The sequence below is a fragment of the Providencia alcalifaciens DSM 30120 genome (assembly GCF_000173415.1).
Taxonomy (GTDB): domain Bacteria; phylum Pseudomonadota; class Gammaproteobacteria; order Enterobacterales; family Enterobacteriaceae; genus Providencia; species Providencia alcalifaciens.
On record NZ_ABXW01000045.1, the window covers coordinates 72,253 to 88,126 of the forward strand.

The 15,874-nt window shown below is 41.8% G+C and carries 14 protein-coding genes; 3 read left to right on the plus strand and 11 right to left on the minus strand.

The features are described 5' to 3' along the window. Window positions 1–29: 29 nt before the first annotated feature. Entirely contained in the window at window positions 30–3,917 is a 3,888-nt protein-coding gene (gene purL / locus PROVALCAL_RS07915) for a phosphoribosylformylglycinamidine synthase (protein ID WP_006658663.1), read from the minus strand. Window positions 3,918–4,185: 268 nt separating this feature from the next. On the opposite strand from purL, the gene mltF reads away from it, so the two are divergent. After that, complete coding sequence (mltF, locus tag PROVALCAL_RS07920) at window positions 4,186–5,832, plus strand: membrane-bound lytic murein transglycosylase MltF (RefSeq protein WP_039861780.1); 1,647 nt, start codon at window positions 4,186–4,188, stop codon at window positions 5,830–5,832. Here mltF and tadA read toward each other — a convergent pair. Together tadA and leuE are read right to left on the minus strand one after the other, a co-directional pair. Continuing rightward, window positions 5,829–6,341 (minus strand): tRNA adenosine(34) deaminase TadA, encoded by a 513-nt coding sequence (gene tadA / locus PROVALCAL_RS07925; RefSeq protein WP_006658665.1) that lies wholly within the window; start codon window positions 6,339–6,341, stop codon window positions 5,829–5,831. The two genes, mltF and tadA, sit on opposite strands and share 4 nt — an antisense overlap. An 86-nt stretch (window positions 6,342–6,427) precedes the next feature. Further along, a complete protein-coding gene (gene leuE / locus PROVALCAL_RS07930; protein WP_006658666.1) occupies window positions 6,428–7,075 on the minus strand; it encodes a leucine efflux protein LeuE in 648 nt (215 codons plus the stop codon). Between the two features lie 210 nt (window positions 7,076–7,285). On the opposite strand from leuE, the gene PROVALCAL_RS07935 reads away from it, so the two are divergent. Next, window positions 7,286–7,714, plus strand: a complete 429-nt coding sequence (locus PROVALCAL_RS07935; protein ID WP_224050430.1) for an XRE family transcriptional regulator — start codon at window positions 7,286–7,288, stop codon at window positions 7,712–7,714. Window positions 7,715–7,964: 250 nt separating this feature from the next. Continuing rightward, on the plus strand, window positions 7,965–8,225 hold the full coding sequence (locus PROVALCAL_RS19260; protein WP_006661288.1) for a YfhL family 4Fe-4S dicluster ferredoxin: 261 nt from the start codon (window positions 7,965–7,967) through the stop codon (window positions 8,223–8,225). A 160-nt stretch (window positions 8,226–8,385) separates the two neighbouring features. Here PROVALCAL_RS19260 and acpS read toward each other — a convergent pair whose 3' ends face one another. The 8 genes from acpS to rseC form a co-directional block, all read right to left on the minus strand. After that, a complete protein-coding gene (gene acpS / locus PROVALCAL_RS07945) occupies window positions 8,386–8,769 on the minus strand; it encodes a holo-ACP synthase (protein ID WP_006658669.1) in 384 nt (127 codons plus the stop codon). After that, window positions 8,769–9,500 (minus strand): pyridoxine 5'-phosphate synthase, encoded by a 732-nt coding sequence (pdxJ, locus tag PROVALCAL_RS07950; RefSeq protein ID WP_006658670.1) that lies wholly within the window; start codon window positions 9,498–9,500, stop codon window positions 8,769–8,771. The genes acpS and pdxJ overlap by 1 nt, the downstream gene beginning before the upstream one ends. 247 nt (window positions 9,501–9,747) lie before the next feature. Continuing rightward, window positions 9,748–10,473, minus strand: coding sequence for a DNA repair protein RecO (recO, locus tag PROVALCAL_RS07955; RefSeq protein ID WP_006658672.1), 726 nt, complete (start codon window positions 10,471–10,473; stop codon window positions 9,748–9,750). 11 nt (window positions 10,474–10,484) lie between these two features. After that, window positions 10,485–11,393 carry a GTPase Era gene (gene era, locus PROVALCAL_RS07960; protein ID WP_006658673.1) on the minus strand — a complete coding sequence of 303 codons (909 nt, stop codon included), beginning with the start codon at window positions 11,391–11,393 and terminating at the stop codon, window positions 10,485–10,487. Beyond that, on the minus strand, window positions 11,390–12,070 hold the full coding sequence (gene rnc, locus PROVALCAL_RS07965) for a ribonuclease III (protein ID WP_006658674.1): 681 nt from the start codon (window positions 12,068–12,070) through the stop codon (window positions 11,390–11,392). Before rnc ends, era begins: the two co-directional genes overlap by 4 nt. Before the next feature lie 283 nt (window positions 12,071–12,353). After that, complete coding sequence (lepB, locus tag PROVALCAL_RS07970; RefSeq protein WP_006658675.1) at window positions 12,354–13,319, minus strand: signal peptidase I; 966 nt, start codon at window positions 13,317–13,319, stop codon at window positions 12,354–12,356. A 17-nt stretch (window positions 13,320–13,336) separates the two neighbouring features. Further along, window positions 13,337–15,133 (minus strand): translation elongation factor 4, encoded by a 1,797-nt coding sequence (gene lepA, locus PROVALCAL_RS07975; RefSeq protein ID WP_036963946.1) that lies wholly within the window; start codon window positions 15,131–15,133, stop codon window positions 13,337–13,339. Window positions 15,134–15,407: 274 nt separating this feature from the next. Further along, window positions 15,408–15,872, minus strand: coding sequence for a SoxR-reducing system protein RseC (gene rseC / locus PROVALCAL_RS07980; RefSeq protein ID WP_006658677.1), 465 nt, complete (start codon window positions 15,870–15,872; stop codon window positions 15,408–15,410). Window positions 15,873–15,874: the final 2 nt, after the last annotated feature.

Genomic DNA, 15,874 nt, shown 5'->3' on the forward strand with positions numbered 1-15,874 from the left:
AGCTCATTGTTCAAATAGCCGTTTTAATCTTACCCTAATTGTTTACGTGCATTACGGAAAATACGCATCCATGGGCTATCTTCTCCCCAGTTTTCTGGGTGCCAAGAGTTGCTGACCGTACGGAACACACGCTCTGGATGCGGCATCATGATAGTTGCACGTCCATCCGTGGATGTTACCGCAGTAATCCCATTAACCGATCCATTCGGGTTAGCTGGATATTGCTCAGTCACTTGACCATAGTTGTTCACGAAGCGCATTGCCACCAGCGAGCTATTTTCTAACTGGGTTAAATGCGTCGCTGCACGGGCTTCTACCTGACCTTCACCGTGAGATACCGCAATCGGCATACGTGAGCCAGCCATATTTTGCAGTAACAATGATGGGCTATTCGCAATTTCCACTAAGCTAAAGCGGGCTTCAAAACGTTCTGAACGGTTACGGACAAAACGCGGCCAATAGTCAGCCCCTGGGATCAGCTCATGCAAGTTAGACATCATCTGGCAACCATTACAAACCCCTAAAGATAAAGTATCTGGGCGATTGAAGAAGGCTGCAAATTCATCACGAACGCGGTTGTTAAACAGAATGGACTTCGCCCATCCCTCACCTGCACCGAGCACGTCACCGTAAGAGAAGCCACCGCACGCAACTAACGCTTGGAATTGTTCAAGGGATAAGTTGCCCGATAATAAATCACTCATGTGCACATCGATAGCATCAAAACCAGCGCGATCCCATGCAGCTGCCATCTCCACATGTGAGTTAACCCCTTGCTCACGTAGAACGGCCACTTTTGGACGAATACCGGAAGCGATATACGGCGCAGCAATATCATCAGCAATATCGTAAGTCAGTTTGACGTTCAAACCTGGATCTTGATTATCTTTCTTTGCTTGATGCTCTTGGTCTGCGCACTCTTCGTTATCACGTAAACGCTGCATTTGCCATGTGGTCTCTGCCCAGCACTCACGTAATGCGCTACGAGAACCATTATAAACAACCGTATCACGGCTATTGATAATCACCGCATCATCTTGGGTTGCAGAACCTAAGTAGTGAACACAGCTCGCTAAGCCTGCATCTGCAAAACACTGCTCTACATAATGGCGGTCGGTACCTTGAATTTGAATCACCGCGCCCAACTCTTCATTGAATAACGCGGCTAGTGTATCTTCATCAAACGAACTGATATCAACATTAATTCCGCAGTGACCTGCAAATGCCATTTCAACTAACGTGACAAACAGCCCGCCATCTGAACGGTCATGGTATGCCAGTAATTTTTGCTCGGATAACAATGTTTGGATTGTATTAAAGAAGCCTAATAACAGCGCTGGGTCGCGAACATCTGGCGCTTTATTACCTAGTTGACGATAAACTTGTGCGAGCGCAGAACCACCAAGCGCATTGTGACCTTGACCAAGATCGATCAATAGCAAGCCGTTATCCGCTGTCGTTTTCAGCTCAGGAGTGACGGTCAGACGCACGTCTTCAACACGACCAAAGGCACTGATAATCAACGATAATGGTGACGTCATTTCTCGCTCTTCACCATTTTGCTGCCAGCGCGTCTTCATCGACATTGAGTCTTTACCTACTGGGATAGTCAAACCTAACGCTGGGCATAATTCTTCACCGACCGCTTTAACAGCTTCATACAGTCCCGCATCTTCACCAGGATGTCCCGCAGCAGACATCCAGTTAGCAGACAACTTCACGCGTTTGAGATCCTGTACATAAGAACAGGCTAAGTTGGTCAACGCTTCCCCCACCGCCATGCGTGCGGAAGCGGCAAAATCTAACAATGCCACAGGTGTTCTTTCACCAATGGACATGGATTCACCATAGTAGCTATCTAAGCTTGCTGTTGTCACCGCGCAATCAGCTACTGGAATCTGCCATGGACCGACCATTTGATCACGAGCAACCATACCTGTTACCGTGCGGTCACCGATCGTAATTAAGAAGGTTTTCTCTGCAACAGCAGGTAAATGCAGAACACGTTTTACCGCTTCAGTTAAGTCGATTGACGTTCTATCTAATGACTCAGGCTCAGCTTTCTGTGATTTAACATCACGCAGCATTTTCGGTGTTTTACCCAATAACACATCAAGCGGCATATCAATAGGTTGATTATCGAAATGCGCATCGTTTAGGGTTAAATGGCGCTCTTCAGTGGCTTCACCAATCACAGCAAACGACGCACGTTCGCGCTCACAAATCTCAGTGAATAAAGAGAGTTGCTCTGGCGCAACAGCCATCACATAACGCTCTTGAGATTCATTACACCATACTTCTAGTGGGCTCATACCCGGCTCATCATTCAGAATTTTGCGCAGTTCAAAGCGACCACCACGGCCACCATCGCTCACCAACTCGGGCATTGCGTTCGATAAACCGCCCGCGCCGACGTCATGGATAAACAGAATTGGGTTTTTATCACCTAACTGCCAGCATTTATCGATAACTTCTTGGCAGCGACGCTCCATTTCTGCGTTATCACGTTGAACGGAAGCAAAATCAAGATCCGCGGCAGATTGACCCGAGGTCATGGATGACGCAGCTCCCCCACCTAAGCCGATATTCATGGATGGACCACCCAGAACAATCAGTTTAGCGCCAACAGTAATTTCGCCTTTTTGAACGTGATCTGCACGGATGTTACCAATACCGCCTGCTAACATAATTGGCTTATGGTAACCGCGTAATTCTTCACCATTATGGCTATTGACTTTCTCTTCATAGGTACGGAAATAACCTAATAAAGCGGGACGCCCAAATTCGTTGTTAAATGCCGCGCCGCCTAAAGGACCTTCAGTCATAATATCTAGCGCTGTAACGATACGCTCTGGCTTACCAAAATCTTCTTCCCACGGTTGTTCAAAGCCAGGAATACGTAAATTTGAAACTGAGAAGCCGACTAAGCCTGCTTTAGGTTTTGCACCGCGCCCTGTTGCACCTTCATCACGAATTTCACCACCAGAGCCTGTTGCCGCACCGGGCCAAGGAGAAATGGCTGTTGGGTGGTTATGGGTTTCGACTTTCATCAGAATGTGTGCATCTTCCTGATGGTAGCGATAAGTGCGCCCATCAGGCTCTGGGAAGAAGCGTCCTACTGAAGAACCTTCCATCACCGCCGCATTATCTTTATATGCGGATAAGACATGGTCAGGGGTTTTTTCGAAGGTATTTTTAATCATTTTAAACAGGGATTTCGGTTGTGTTTCCCCATCAATGATCCAATCTGCGTTGAAAATTTTATGGCGGCAGTGTTCGGAATTTGCTTGCGCAAACATATACAACTCAACATCCGTAGGATTGCGTTTTAATCCTGTGAATGCCTCTAATAAATAATCGATTTCATCGTCAGCTAATGCTAAGCCCATTTCTTTGTTTGCGGTGTCTAACGCTAAACGACCGCCTTCGATGATATCAATCACTTTCATCGGCGCAGGCTGATGTTGCACAAATAACGTTTCAGCCTGTTCAAAGGAGGCAAAAACCGTTTCCATCATGCGGTCATGCAATAGGCTGATGACGAGATCCCACTGCTCATGAGTCAGTGAATCGGCTTGAATATAGTAAGCAACGCCGCGTTCAATACGTTTAACTTGTGTTAAACCACAGTTATGGGCAATGTCTGTGGCTTTAGAAGACCAAGGAGAGATAGTTCCTGGGCGTGGAGTGACTAAAATTAATTTTCCAAATGGCTCATGCTCAGCTAGAGAAGGACCATATTTTAATAAACTACTCAGCTTACCTTGCTCACTGCCACTTAATGGGGCTGATAGCTCAGCAAAATGCATATATTCAGCATAGATATCCGTTACTGGGAGCTGTTTTTCAGCAAACAGCGCCAAAAGGCGGGTAATACGAAATGCTGATAGTGCCGGTGAGCCACGCAAAATTTCCATAGTCTTCAATTCTCTCTTTTAAACGCCAGCCCTGATCACGAAAGCAGGGAAACCGGCGCCCATTATAGAGCAATGTTCATCAATACGAAACCGTTTGCGTGATTAAAAATAGAGCGATTAGTTAAATATTAATATGTGCTAAATACGATAATATTAGTTGCACCGATCGTCATAGTTAGAGCAAAATACGAAACCACTGGATTTATAACCATGATTAAACAGTCCCTACATAGAACACAGCACCCGTGCTTACACGAGAAATAATTATTTGAATAACCTAAAAGTTAACTATTTTATTATCGTGGTCATCACCTTACTTGCCACCATGATCATTGGCTTTAATGTCCGATGGTCAAATACGCCAACACCCCAAATCGACAAAATTATTGCGCGGGGAGAATTACGTATTAGTGCAGTAAGTTCACCACTTATCTATATTGATGAGCAACGTCAGCTCCGAGGTTTCGACTACGAGCTTGCTCAAGGCTTTGCTACATACCTAGGTGTTAAACTAAAAATCATTATCCGCCCCACAATTGAGCAAATTTTTGACGACCTCGACAATAGAGATGCTGATATCGCTGTCGCAGGACTTCTGTATAACAAAGATCGCTTAGACACCATGAAAACAGGTCCAAATTATTTAAGCGTGACTCAGCAATTGGTTTACCGTAAAGGGAAAAACCGCCCAAAAACGTTTAATGACCTGAAAGGTAAATTGGTGGTTATCGCCGGAAGTACTCACGCCAGCACTTTAAAAGCACTTTCAGCGCAATACCCTAACCTAAAATGGGAAGAAAGCACCGACTATACGCCAAGCCAATTACTCGAAATGGTTGCAGAAGGTGAAATCGATTATACCCTTGAAGATTCTATTGCGGTCTCTTTGCAACAACGTATTCACCCCAAAGTGGCTGTCGCATTTGACTTGCGTGATGAGCATGCCATTACATGGTATATGAGCCGTCAGTATGACGATAGCTTAGATGCAGCCCTGCTCGATTTTTTTAATATTAGTAATCAAAATGACCTACTTGCTCGCTTAACGGAAAAACATTTTAGCCATGTAGAATCCTTTGATTATTTTGACACTATTACATTTATTAGTGCCATTAATAATAAATTACCTGACTATCAGCATTTATTTGAAAAGTACGCGGAGACGGTCGACACCATCGATTGGAAGCTACTTGCGGCTATCGCTTGGCAAGAATCTCATTGGGATCCTCTCGCAACCTCCCCGACCGGTGTTCGCGGAATAATGATGCTGACCAAACCTACAGCCACGACAATGGGAATTGAAGATAGGTTAGATCCTGAGGGTAGCATCAAAGGCGGTGCAGCGTACTTAGCCTATATTATGAATCGATTACCGGACTCGATTGCAGATGATGATCGTATTTGGTTTACGCTTGCTGCCTATAACATGGGCTATGGGCATATGCTGGACGTGCGAAAACTCACACAAAAACTGGGTGGTAACCCTGATCGTTGGCTGGATGTTAAAGCTAATTTACCCCTGTTAACACAACCCAAATACTATTCTCAACTGACTTACGGCTATGCACGCGGGCACGAAGCTTACCGATATGTAGAAAACATTCGTCGTTATCATCAAAGTTTAGTGGGTTATTTACAGAGTCAGGAGAAAAAACAGAAAACATTAGAGATTGCCAAGAAATCCCATGTTTATGTGGTACTTCCGAATGATAAAACTCAGCTTTCATCGTACGTGATGCCTGCAAAATTAGATATCACACCGCAAGCCTCTGCAAATTTAGGTGTATTTGGTCCTAAAGAGAGTAAAAACTCACCTAGCCACTCCCTAGGAAAATACATTCTCTCGAAGCCTACTCGTTCAAGTGCAATTCACAATGAAATGGCGCTATATAACGAGCCTTCTGGAGGGGATTAATCTTCTGGATTCTGCATCAATTTTTCTTGTTGTCGCAGTGCTTTAATCTGTGCTCTACGCATTTTAAAAAATTCGCTGAGCATAGATGAGCAAGCATCTTCAAGAACACCGCTTGTGACTTCAACATAATGGTTTAAACCTGGTTGTGACATAATATTGATAAATGAACCACATGCTCCGGTTTTAAAGTCTTTAGCACCATACACGACCCGCCCAATGCGACTATGTATCATTGCACCAGCACACATAATGCAAGGCTCTAGCGTCACATACAATGTAGTGTCTAATAGGCGATAGTTTTGCAGCGCAGTGCCAGCTTGCTTCAAGGTGACAATTTCAGCGTGAGCGGTTGGATCATGGTTTTCAATCGAGTGATTCCAACCCGTTGCGACTAACTGGTTATCTTTGACGAGTAACGCACCAACAGGGATCTCCCCGGCATTTTGAGCTTTTTTTGCTAACTCAAGGGCTTGAAGCATCCAATATTCATCGATTTCTGACTGCGTCACTCTAACCTCTCACTCATTCAACTCAGACAGTTGATTATTACGAAATGTTAAAGTGACTGCAAATTGAATCGAATATTAATCAATGGCTAATTGCTAAAAATGGCGAGTTTTGCAGCAAATCCCATAAAAAATGCGCCTACCGTACAGTTCCCCAGTTTTGCTAAAATTTGCTTTTCTCGTAAAAAACGGGCGATTAAATAACCACTAAAAATTAATAAGCTTAAATACAAGAAACTGACTGTTTCTAAGATAACCGCCAAGACCATATACGGAATCCAAGCATGGCTATAATTAAAATCGATAAATTGAATAAAGAAAGAGATATAGAATAAAATGGCTTTAGGGTTTGTTAAACTCAGCACCAAGGCACGTGTGAAGTAATTTTCTTTTTTTATTTCAATGTGTTCCATATCAGCTGATAGCGCTTTCTTCTGCCAAAATGTTGCGTACAAAATTTTACAGCCCAAATATAAAAGATAAGCCGCCCCTAGATACCGCACGATCATGAATAAGGTTGGAGAAGCTTTGATTACCGAGGCTACCCCAATGAATGAAAGAAAAATCAGAATCGCATCCCCAGTAAACACCCCTATAGCAGCACGATAGCCAGCTTTAGTTCCGTGCGAAGTACTTGATTTTAATACATACAACGAATTTGGACCCGGAACTATAATGATCAACACCAAGCCCGCCAAATAGGTCCAAAAGTTCAACACCCCTAGATTCTCAAACATAGCCACTTCCTAATAATTTTTTCTTATTACTATCACAGTTAGGATTTATTGTGAATATTCTACTTTTATTAATTTTTAAATCATTTGAATATATAAAACAAACTAATAATTAACATTATTTTAAACCGCTCTTTCGTTAAATATGATTAACACGCAATTAAGTTTTCATAATTTAAATAAGAGGAAAATATGGCTTTTATTAGAAGAACCGTGCAAACAAATATCTTTGAAGAGTTTTATCCAACTACACTCGCATTCAGTGCTGGCAAAAAAAACTATTTTTTAGGGCATTCAAAAGATAAGTCTTACATGATTTACAACATGACGGATGCGGGAAGAATCGAACCTACCGTTGTTGTACAAAAAGGTAAATTAAAGACTTACCTACAAAATATCCAAGCTTTCTACGATTCAACTCAAAACAAACAGTATCTATACGGTTATAACCTCGATGAAAAAGTTATCGATGTGTATCAAATAGCAGATAACGCAAGTATACAATTAATGTATTCTGAAGAATTCTCTATCGAAGACTCTATTAAGTCAGCGACCTTCTTTATCATTAATGGCGTACTGCATTTCTATACTCAGTCAGATAAAACTAAAAACTGGTTTATTTACAACTTAATCACTTATTAATTTAATATTTTTGGTTCTCCCAAATAAGGGCTTTTAAAGTCCTTATTTTATTTATATATAAAAAATTCTAATCTTAATTATTTTTGATGAACAACTTGCTGCTGCCTTTTTACGTCTTATTCTTGGGAGCATTTCTTTATCGTAAGTTCAATTTTCTTAACCACAATTCAGTGTCTAATTGATTTACTTCAGTGTAAAATGGCGTTCGAAAACGTATACTACTGGTTTGAATCTGATATAACTAATTGAAATGGCACTATTAATTACTAAAAAATGCATTAACTGCGATATGTGTGAACCCGAATGCCCAAATGATGCAATCTTCATGGGGGCGGAGATCTATGAAATAGATTCTAACCTATGTACTGAATGCGTTGGGCACTACGATAAACCCACTTGCCAGTCAGTTTGTCCCATCACTAATACGATTATCACTGATCCCGAACATATTGAGTCCCAAGAACAGCTTTGGGATAAATTTGTCATGATCCATCATGCCGATAAAATCTAATTTCACAAATACGCTAAATAAGTTTGTTAAAACGACGTGGCTGAGCTCTGCGCTATTCAATTTTGTTTTACTAAAAACCCCATCCATTGAAGTATTCTTTCATTGAGTACTATTTCATTGACTCATTGCCGACCAAAAATAAGTCGGCAATGAATAATGACTACAGACTTTCAATAATCACCGTTGCAGCCGCATAGTGCCGTTCATCTGTAATCGAAACATGAAAATGTGTGGCTTTTAAGTTATTGGCTAGTTTTAACGCTTCACCGCTCAGTGAAAGTAACGGTTTGCCTAGCTCATCGTTTGTAACTTCAAACTGATTAAAAGCCAAACCATTACGGATCCCCGTACCTAACGCCTTAGCCGCGGCTTCTTTCACTGCAAATCGTTTAGCGAGAAAACGCGCAGGCTTAGTTTGTTGCTGATACTGCGTGTATTCATATTCCGTTAAAATTCGTTTCGCTAAGCTATCCGCGGAGCGCTCAATAACTGATTCAATACGTGTAATTTCAACAATATCTGTTCCTAAACCTACAATAGCCATTATTTTCGCGCTTCTATCAATAAGTTTTTCATATCCGACACCGCTTGGGATAATCCACTAAATAGCGCACGACCAATAATTGCATGCCCAATATTTAACTCATAAATTTCGGGAAGTGCAGCAATTCGCTGAACATTATGATAGGTCAACCCATGCCCTGCATTCACTTTAATACCTTTGCCCGCCGCATAGCTTACGCCATCGCGAATACGACGGAACTCAAGTTCCTGCTCTTGTTCAGTTTTAGCGTCTGCATAAGCCCCAGTATGGATTTCAATAAATGGTGCCCCACACTCTTGAGCAGCATCAATTTGCTTATGGTCTGCATCAATAAATAAAGAGACTAAAATGCCAGCATCGGTTAGACGTTTTACTGCGAATGCGACTTTTTGTTTTTGCCCTGCAACATCAAGTCCACCTTCAGTAGTCACCTCTTCACGCTTTTCAGGAACTAAGCAGCAATAAGTCGGCTTAATACGACAAGCAATGTCAATCATCTCTTCCGTGACAGCCATTTCGAGATTCATTCGTGTTTGAATGGTCTTATTAAGCAGTTCAACATCTCTATCAGTAATATGACGACGGTCTTCACGTAAATGAATCGTGATCCCATCAGCTCCAGCTTGCTCAGCAACAAACGCCGCTTGAACAGGATCAGGGTATTGTGTTCCTCTTGCATTTCTAACTGTTGCAATGTGGTCAATGTTAACGCCCAATAACAGCTCAGCCATGTTTAACTCCCTATGAATAAACAGTCACTTATTTCGTATCAGCCATATCCTACTGCAATTTATCGCGTTGAGGGAAAAAATCTCTCGTTCTTCACCACCGATTCCAATTTAATACCTGATTTTCATCAATTACATTCACTTTTTGGGAAGCGCTTCGAAGAAAATGGACATAGCTATAAATTGAATTGGATTACTCGTGAGGTTACGGATACAACAAAGGAAAACAGCGTTATCAAATAAAAAATAATTAAGGTTTGGCTATATTTGCCGAAGGAATAATAAATTGACGGAAGAGTTCACGACTTTTAAGGGGCTTCCCCCCCAGATAGGGTTTTAATGCTATACGAGTAAAACGTTTAGCCGCTTTTAACGTATCGGCATCAGGGAATTCACGTTCTGCTAACGCTTTTAATTGTTTGCCTGTAAATGTGAGTTGGTCAATCACCAAGCTGCCAATGAAACCTTTTTCTTCTCGGTAACGATAGGTCATTGCATCAGTAACGGGTTCACCACTACCTGCACAATGTAAAAAATCAACGCCGTAGCCCAGATAAGATAATAAAGCGAGCTCAAATTGGCGTAAAGCAGACTCTGGAGTGCGTTCACTCCCAGCTAAAACTTGCAAGCAATTGAGGTAATCAAAAAATAGAGATGAATACGGTGTGCCAAACTCAATAACCCGAGCGGTAAGTTCATTAAGGTATAAACCGCTATATAAAACAGTACCACTAAGAGGGAGAGCAAGAGAGACAGGATCAGCATTGATGAGGGTTTTGATTTCACCTTTGCCACTCCAACGGATCAACAAAGGTGTAAAAGGCTGCAAGCAGCCTCTTAATGGTGAGCGGTTGCGTCTCGCACCCTTTGCTAGCAAACGTATTTTCCCTTCCCCTTCAGTGAAAAAGTCGATTAATAGACTTGTTTCACTGTAAGGACGAGAATGGAGTACAAACGCACGCTGCCAACCACTCACGGTGTCACCGATTATTTTAAATCGTCAACATAGCCCAGACTGCGCAGTGCTCTTTCATCATCTGCCCAGCCGGATTTTACTTTGACCCAAAGCTCTAAATGCACTTTGGTTTCAAACAGACGCTCCATATCAATACGAGCTTCTGTTCCAATGGTTTTCAGCTTGCTTCCTTTATTACCGATAACCATTTTTTTCTGACCTTCGCGCTCAACCAAAATTAAGCCGTTGATATGGTAGCCGCCTTTATCCATAACTTTAAACTGCTCAATTTCGACAGTCACAGAGTATGGCAATTCGTCACCTAAGAAACGCATCAGTTTTTCACGAATAATTTCAGACGCCATAAAGCGCTGAGAGCGATCTGTAATATAGTCTTCAGGGAAGTGATGGATAGCTTCAGGAATATGCTGTTTCACAATCTTCGCGATAGTATCAACGCCAGTGCCTTTTTCAGCACTAATTGGCACCACGTCCAAGAAATTCATTTTTTGGCTAATCATGCCGATATGCGGTAATAAACTGGTCTTATCAACTACATTATCAATTTTATTGATTGCCAAGATAACAGGACAACGCAAACTTGATAACTTATTGAGCACCATTTCATCATCAGGTGTCCAGTGGGTACCTTCAACCACGAAAATAACCAATTCAACATCACCAATAGAGCTGGATGCTGCACGGTTCATCAAACGGTTAATCGCTCTTTTTTCTTCAATATGAAGACCTGGGGTATCAACATAGATAATTTGATAATTATCTTCTGTATGGATCCCCATAATACGGTGACGAGTTGTCTGTGGCTTTCTCGAGGTAATCGAGACTTTTTGCCCTAGCAACTGGTTTAACAATGTTGATTTCCCAACATTTGGTCGTCCAACTATGGCAACAAAACCACAGTGGGATTGTAATTCACTCATTCAATCTCCAAGATTTTCAATGCTTGTTCTGCTGCGGCTTGCTCCGCTTTACGACGGCTTGAACCGATGCCATGAATCGGTTCTTCAATGCCACTGACTTGGCAGTGGATCGTAAATTCTTGATCATGAGCTTCTCCCTTCACAAGCACCACTAAATAGTTCGGTAATGGAAGATGACGCCCTTGCAAATATTCTTGTAGCCGCGTTTTCGGGTCTTTTTGCTTATCACCCGGACTAATTTCATCCAATCTCGCTTTGTACCATGCGAGAATGATTTTTTCGATAGTTTGGATATCACTATCAAGAAAAATTCCGCCAATTAAGGCTTCAACAGTATCTGCTAAGATAGATTCACGGCGGAAGCCACCGCTTTTTAATTCACCCGGTCCTAAACGTAAACATTCACCGAGCTCAAACTCACGAGCTATTTCAGCCAGTGTATTTCCACGCACTAACGTTGCACGCATGCGACTCATATCACCCTCGTCCACTTTTGGGAAACGATGATAGAGGTCATTAGCAATCACAAAACTGAGAATTGAATCACCTAGAAATTCCAGTCTTTCATTATGTTTGCTACTTGCACTTCTGTGAGTTAATGCCTGAATTAATAAATCATTTTGCTTGAATGTATATCCAAGCTTACGCTGTAATTTTTCTAACAAAGAGGGGTTCATGTGCGCCCAACCATTCTACGTTTAATAAAAAAGCACACGCAACAGACCTGTAAAATCAGCTATTTTACAAAACTGTTGCGTTTGCACTGACTCCCGTCAACCATCACTCATAATTAATTGATATTCGAGAAATAACTTCGATGAGTTATCGGAATTTAACGAGGATAATTAATAAATAGGAAGTCAATAATGTTTAAAGCAACATTATTGTACACTGGGTAAAATAATAATGCTTTATGATAATGCGAGTTTTCTCATGAAAACCCGCATTGTCTGAAATGAATTATAGAGGACCAATTCGGCTAAAGCGAATGCCTGTTGGCCATTCGTTTTCTTGTTTATCTAAACTTAACCAGATAAATACAGCACGACCAACTAAGTTTTGTTCAGGAACAAAGCCCCACATACGGCTATCTGAACTATTGTCTCTATTATCACCCATCATAAAATAGTGTTTTTCAGGCACTATCCACTCATTAAGTGGTAAACCTGGTTGCACATATTTTGATTGAGTAATGTAGTTATTAATCGTCAGTATTTGATGCGTGACGGTATCTAACTGCTCACTGCGACCATACTGACGCAATGAATTACTCGGTAATGCTTGGTCTACTGGAATCTGATAATTACCATATTGGTTATCTACCACAGAGCTATTTTCAAAAACCATTGTCCACTCACTTGGCTCTAATGGACCATATGTGACGGGCAATTTTTCAGTACATTGATTATCTGCACAGTTTGGATAAATGGTTAATTCTTTCGCTTCTGGGTTATAAATAATTTTATCGCCAGGTAAACCAATTACGCGTTTTACGAAGTCAACATTTGGCTCTTTCGGATATTTAAATACCGCAATATCCCCGCGATTAGGCTTACCAGTTTCGATTAATGTGGTTTGTGTTATTGGATCTTTTAATCCATATGAAAACTTTTCAACCAACATAAAATCACCAACTAATAATGTTGGCATCATCGAACCTGATGGGATCTGGAACGGTTCATAAATAAATGAACGAACAATCAAAACAATGGCTAACACAGGAAAAATTGAGGTTCCTGTTTCCAGCCACGATGGACGACGAACCGCTTTCGCCAGTTCATCCTCGTTCATTGAGCCGTTTGTTACTTCCCGCAATTTTTTAAGTTTCGCCTTACGTGCAGGCGCAAACTTAAATTTATCTAAGCACCAAATAATCCCCGTCACCAGCGTAGCGAGTGTGAGGATCAGGGCAAACGTGTTAGCCATTAAGACTCCTTGTAAACTTAGCTGTCTTTACCTACGTGCAATATAGCAAGGAACGCTTCCTGTGGGAGTTCAACGTTACCCACTTGCTTCATACGTTTCTTACCATCCTTTTGCTTCTGTAACAGTTTCTTCTTACGGCTAACGTCACCGCCATAACATTTGGCAAGAACGTTTTTGCGCAGCTGTTTCACTGTAGAACGAGCAATAATGTGGTTACCGATTGCCGCTTGAATTGCAATATCAAACTGTTGACGTGGAATCAGCTCTTTCATTTTTTCCACCAGTTCACGTCCGCGATACTGAGAGTTACCACGGTGAGTGATCAGAGCTAATGCGTCCACACGTTCGTTATTGATTAAAACATCCACACGCACCATATCTGATGTTTGGAAACGTTTGAATGAATAATCCAATGATGCATAACCACGGGATGTCGATTTTAAGCGATCGAAGAAATCCAGCACCACTTCTGACATTGGGATTTCATACGTCAATGAGACCTGATTACCGTGATAAACCATGTTGGTTTGTACACCACGTTTTTCAATACACAGAGTGATAACGTTACCTAAATACTCTTTAGGCATTAGCATGTGACACTCAGCGATCGGCTCTCTTAACTCTTCAATGTTATTCAGCGGCGGTAATTTTGATGGGCTATCCACATAAACCACTTCACCATTAGTTTGCTGAACTTCATACACTACCGTTGGTGCCGTCGTGATCAGATCAAGATCGTATTCACGCTCTAAACGTTCTTGAATGATTTCCATGTGCAGTAAGCCAAGGAAACCGCAGCGGAAACCAAATCCTAATGCCGTTGATGTTTCTGGCTCATAAAACAGAGAGGCGTCATTCAGGCTTAATTTACCTAATGCATCACGGAAAGCTTCATAATCGTCAGAACTGACCGGGAACAGACCCGCATATACCTGAGGTTTTACTTTTTTAAAGCCAGGTAATGCTTTATCTGCTGGGTTACGAGCTCCCGTTAAAGTATCCCCGACAGGTGCGCCAGTGATATCTTTAATTGCACACACCAACCAGCCTACTTCGCCACAGTTCAGTACATCACGGTCAACTTGTTTTGGTGTAAAAATACCAAGGCGATCCGCGTTGTAGACGTTTCCTGTACTCATGACTTTTACTTTATCGCCTTTTTTCAATGTTCCGTTTTTAATACGGATCAGAGAAACAACGCCTAAATAGTTATCGAACCAAGAGTCGATAATCAGCGCTTGTAAAGGGGCATCTCCATCACCTTCTGGCGGTGGAATTTCTTTCACTAAACGTTCGATAACATCTTGAACACCGATACCGGTTTTCGCAGAACAACGAACGGCATCATGGGCATCAAGACCCACAATGTCTTCAATCTCTTCAGCTACGCGCTCTGGATCAGCGGCTGGTAAGTCAATTTTGTTAAGGATCGGAACCACTTCCAGATCCATCTCAATAGCGGTATAGCAGTTTGCTAGAGTTTGAGCCTCAACCCCTTGGCCAGCATCCACAACTAATAATGCGCCTTCACACGCCGCCAATGAGCGGGATACTTCATAGGAGAAGTCTACGTGTCCAGGGGTATCGATAAAGTTCAGTTGGTAGGTTTCACCATCTGAAGCTTTATAGTCGAGCGTAACGCTTTGCGCTTTAATGGTAATACCACGTTCACGTTCCAGATCCATAGAGTCTAAAACCTGAGCCGCCATTTCACGGTCAGTTAAGCCACCACAGATTTGAATAATACGATCCGATAATGTGGATTTTCCATGGTCGATATGTGCAATGATCGAAAAGTTTCTGATGTTTTTGATTTTCAAGGTAATATCTTCTTTTAAATTGCCTTACAAAATCAGTTTTGAGCAAATTTCGCTACAAAACTAAAATGCTATGATTATCACAAGATTGCTAATTAGCAGCATTTTACATACAAGAACCCACTAACACAAAGATTCAATGTAAAACAACTGTAAACTTGCCAAAGTTTAATAAGTTACTTATTTCGTTTTTTTTCATTTTGAACGACTAAAAACAAAATCGCCTGTAGTGAAAAGCATAACTACAGGCGATTAAGGTATACAGTGACATTCAACAATGTGCTTGAACGCTGATTTCCCCAGGAGGCAGTCCTATTTGTAACACGATAGGCTCAAAGTCGATTTTATTTCGCCAGCGAGAAGCCACTTTTCTTGCCGTAAAAAAGCCAACAAAACCGCCTAAAATACCAGTTAGAGCAACCCAAACTTGCTCTAACTGAGCTGATTGAGCCAATGCAGCAAATAAAAATAGTCCGATTAATGGCGTTAAATAGACTAGCATTGCTGAGCGAAGTAAGCTTCCCTCAGGAATACCAACTTCAATTTTTTGCCCCACGACTAATGGCTGGTCAACGTCAATTTCCAACTCATGCTCTGTGTTAGGTCCGATTTTATTTAAGGCATAAGAGCCACAAGCTGCGCGAGCACTGCAACTTCCACAACCAGCAGACGAACCATAACGCAATAATGCTCGCCCCTTTTGCCACCTAACCACTGTTGCCCATTCTTTTACCATGA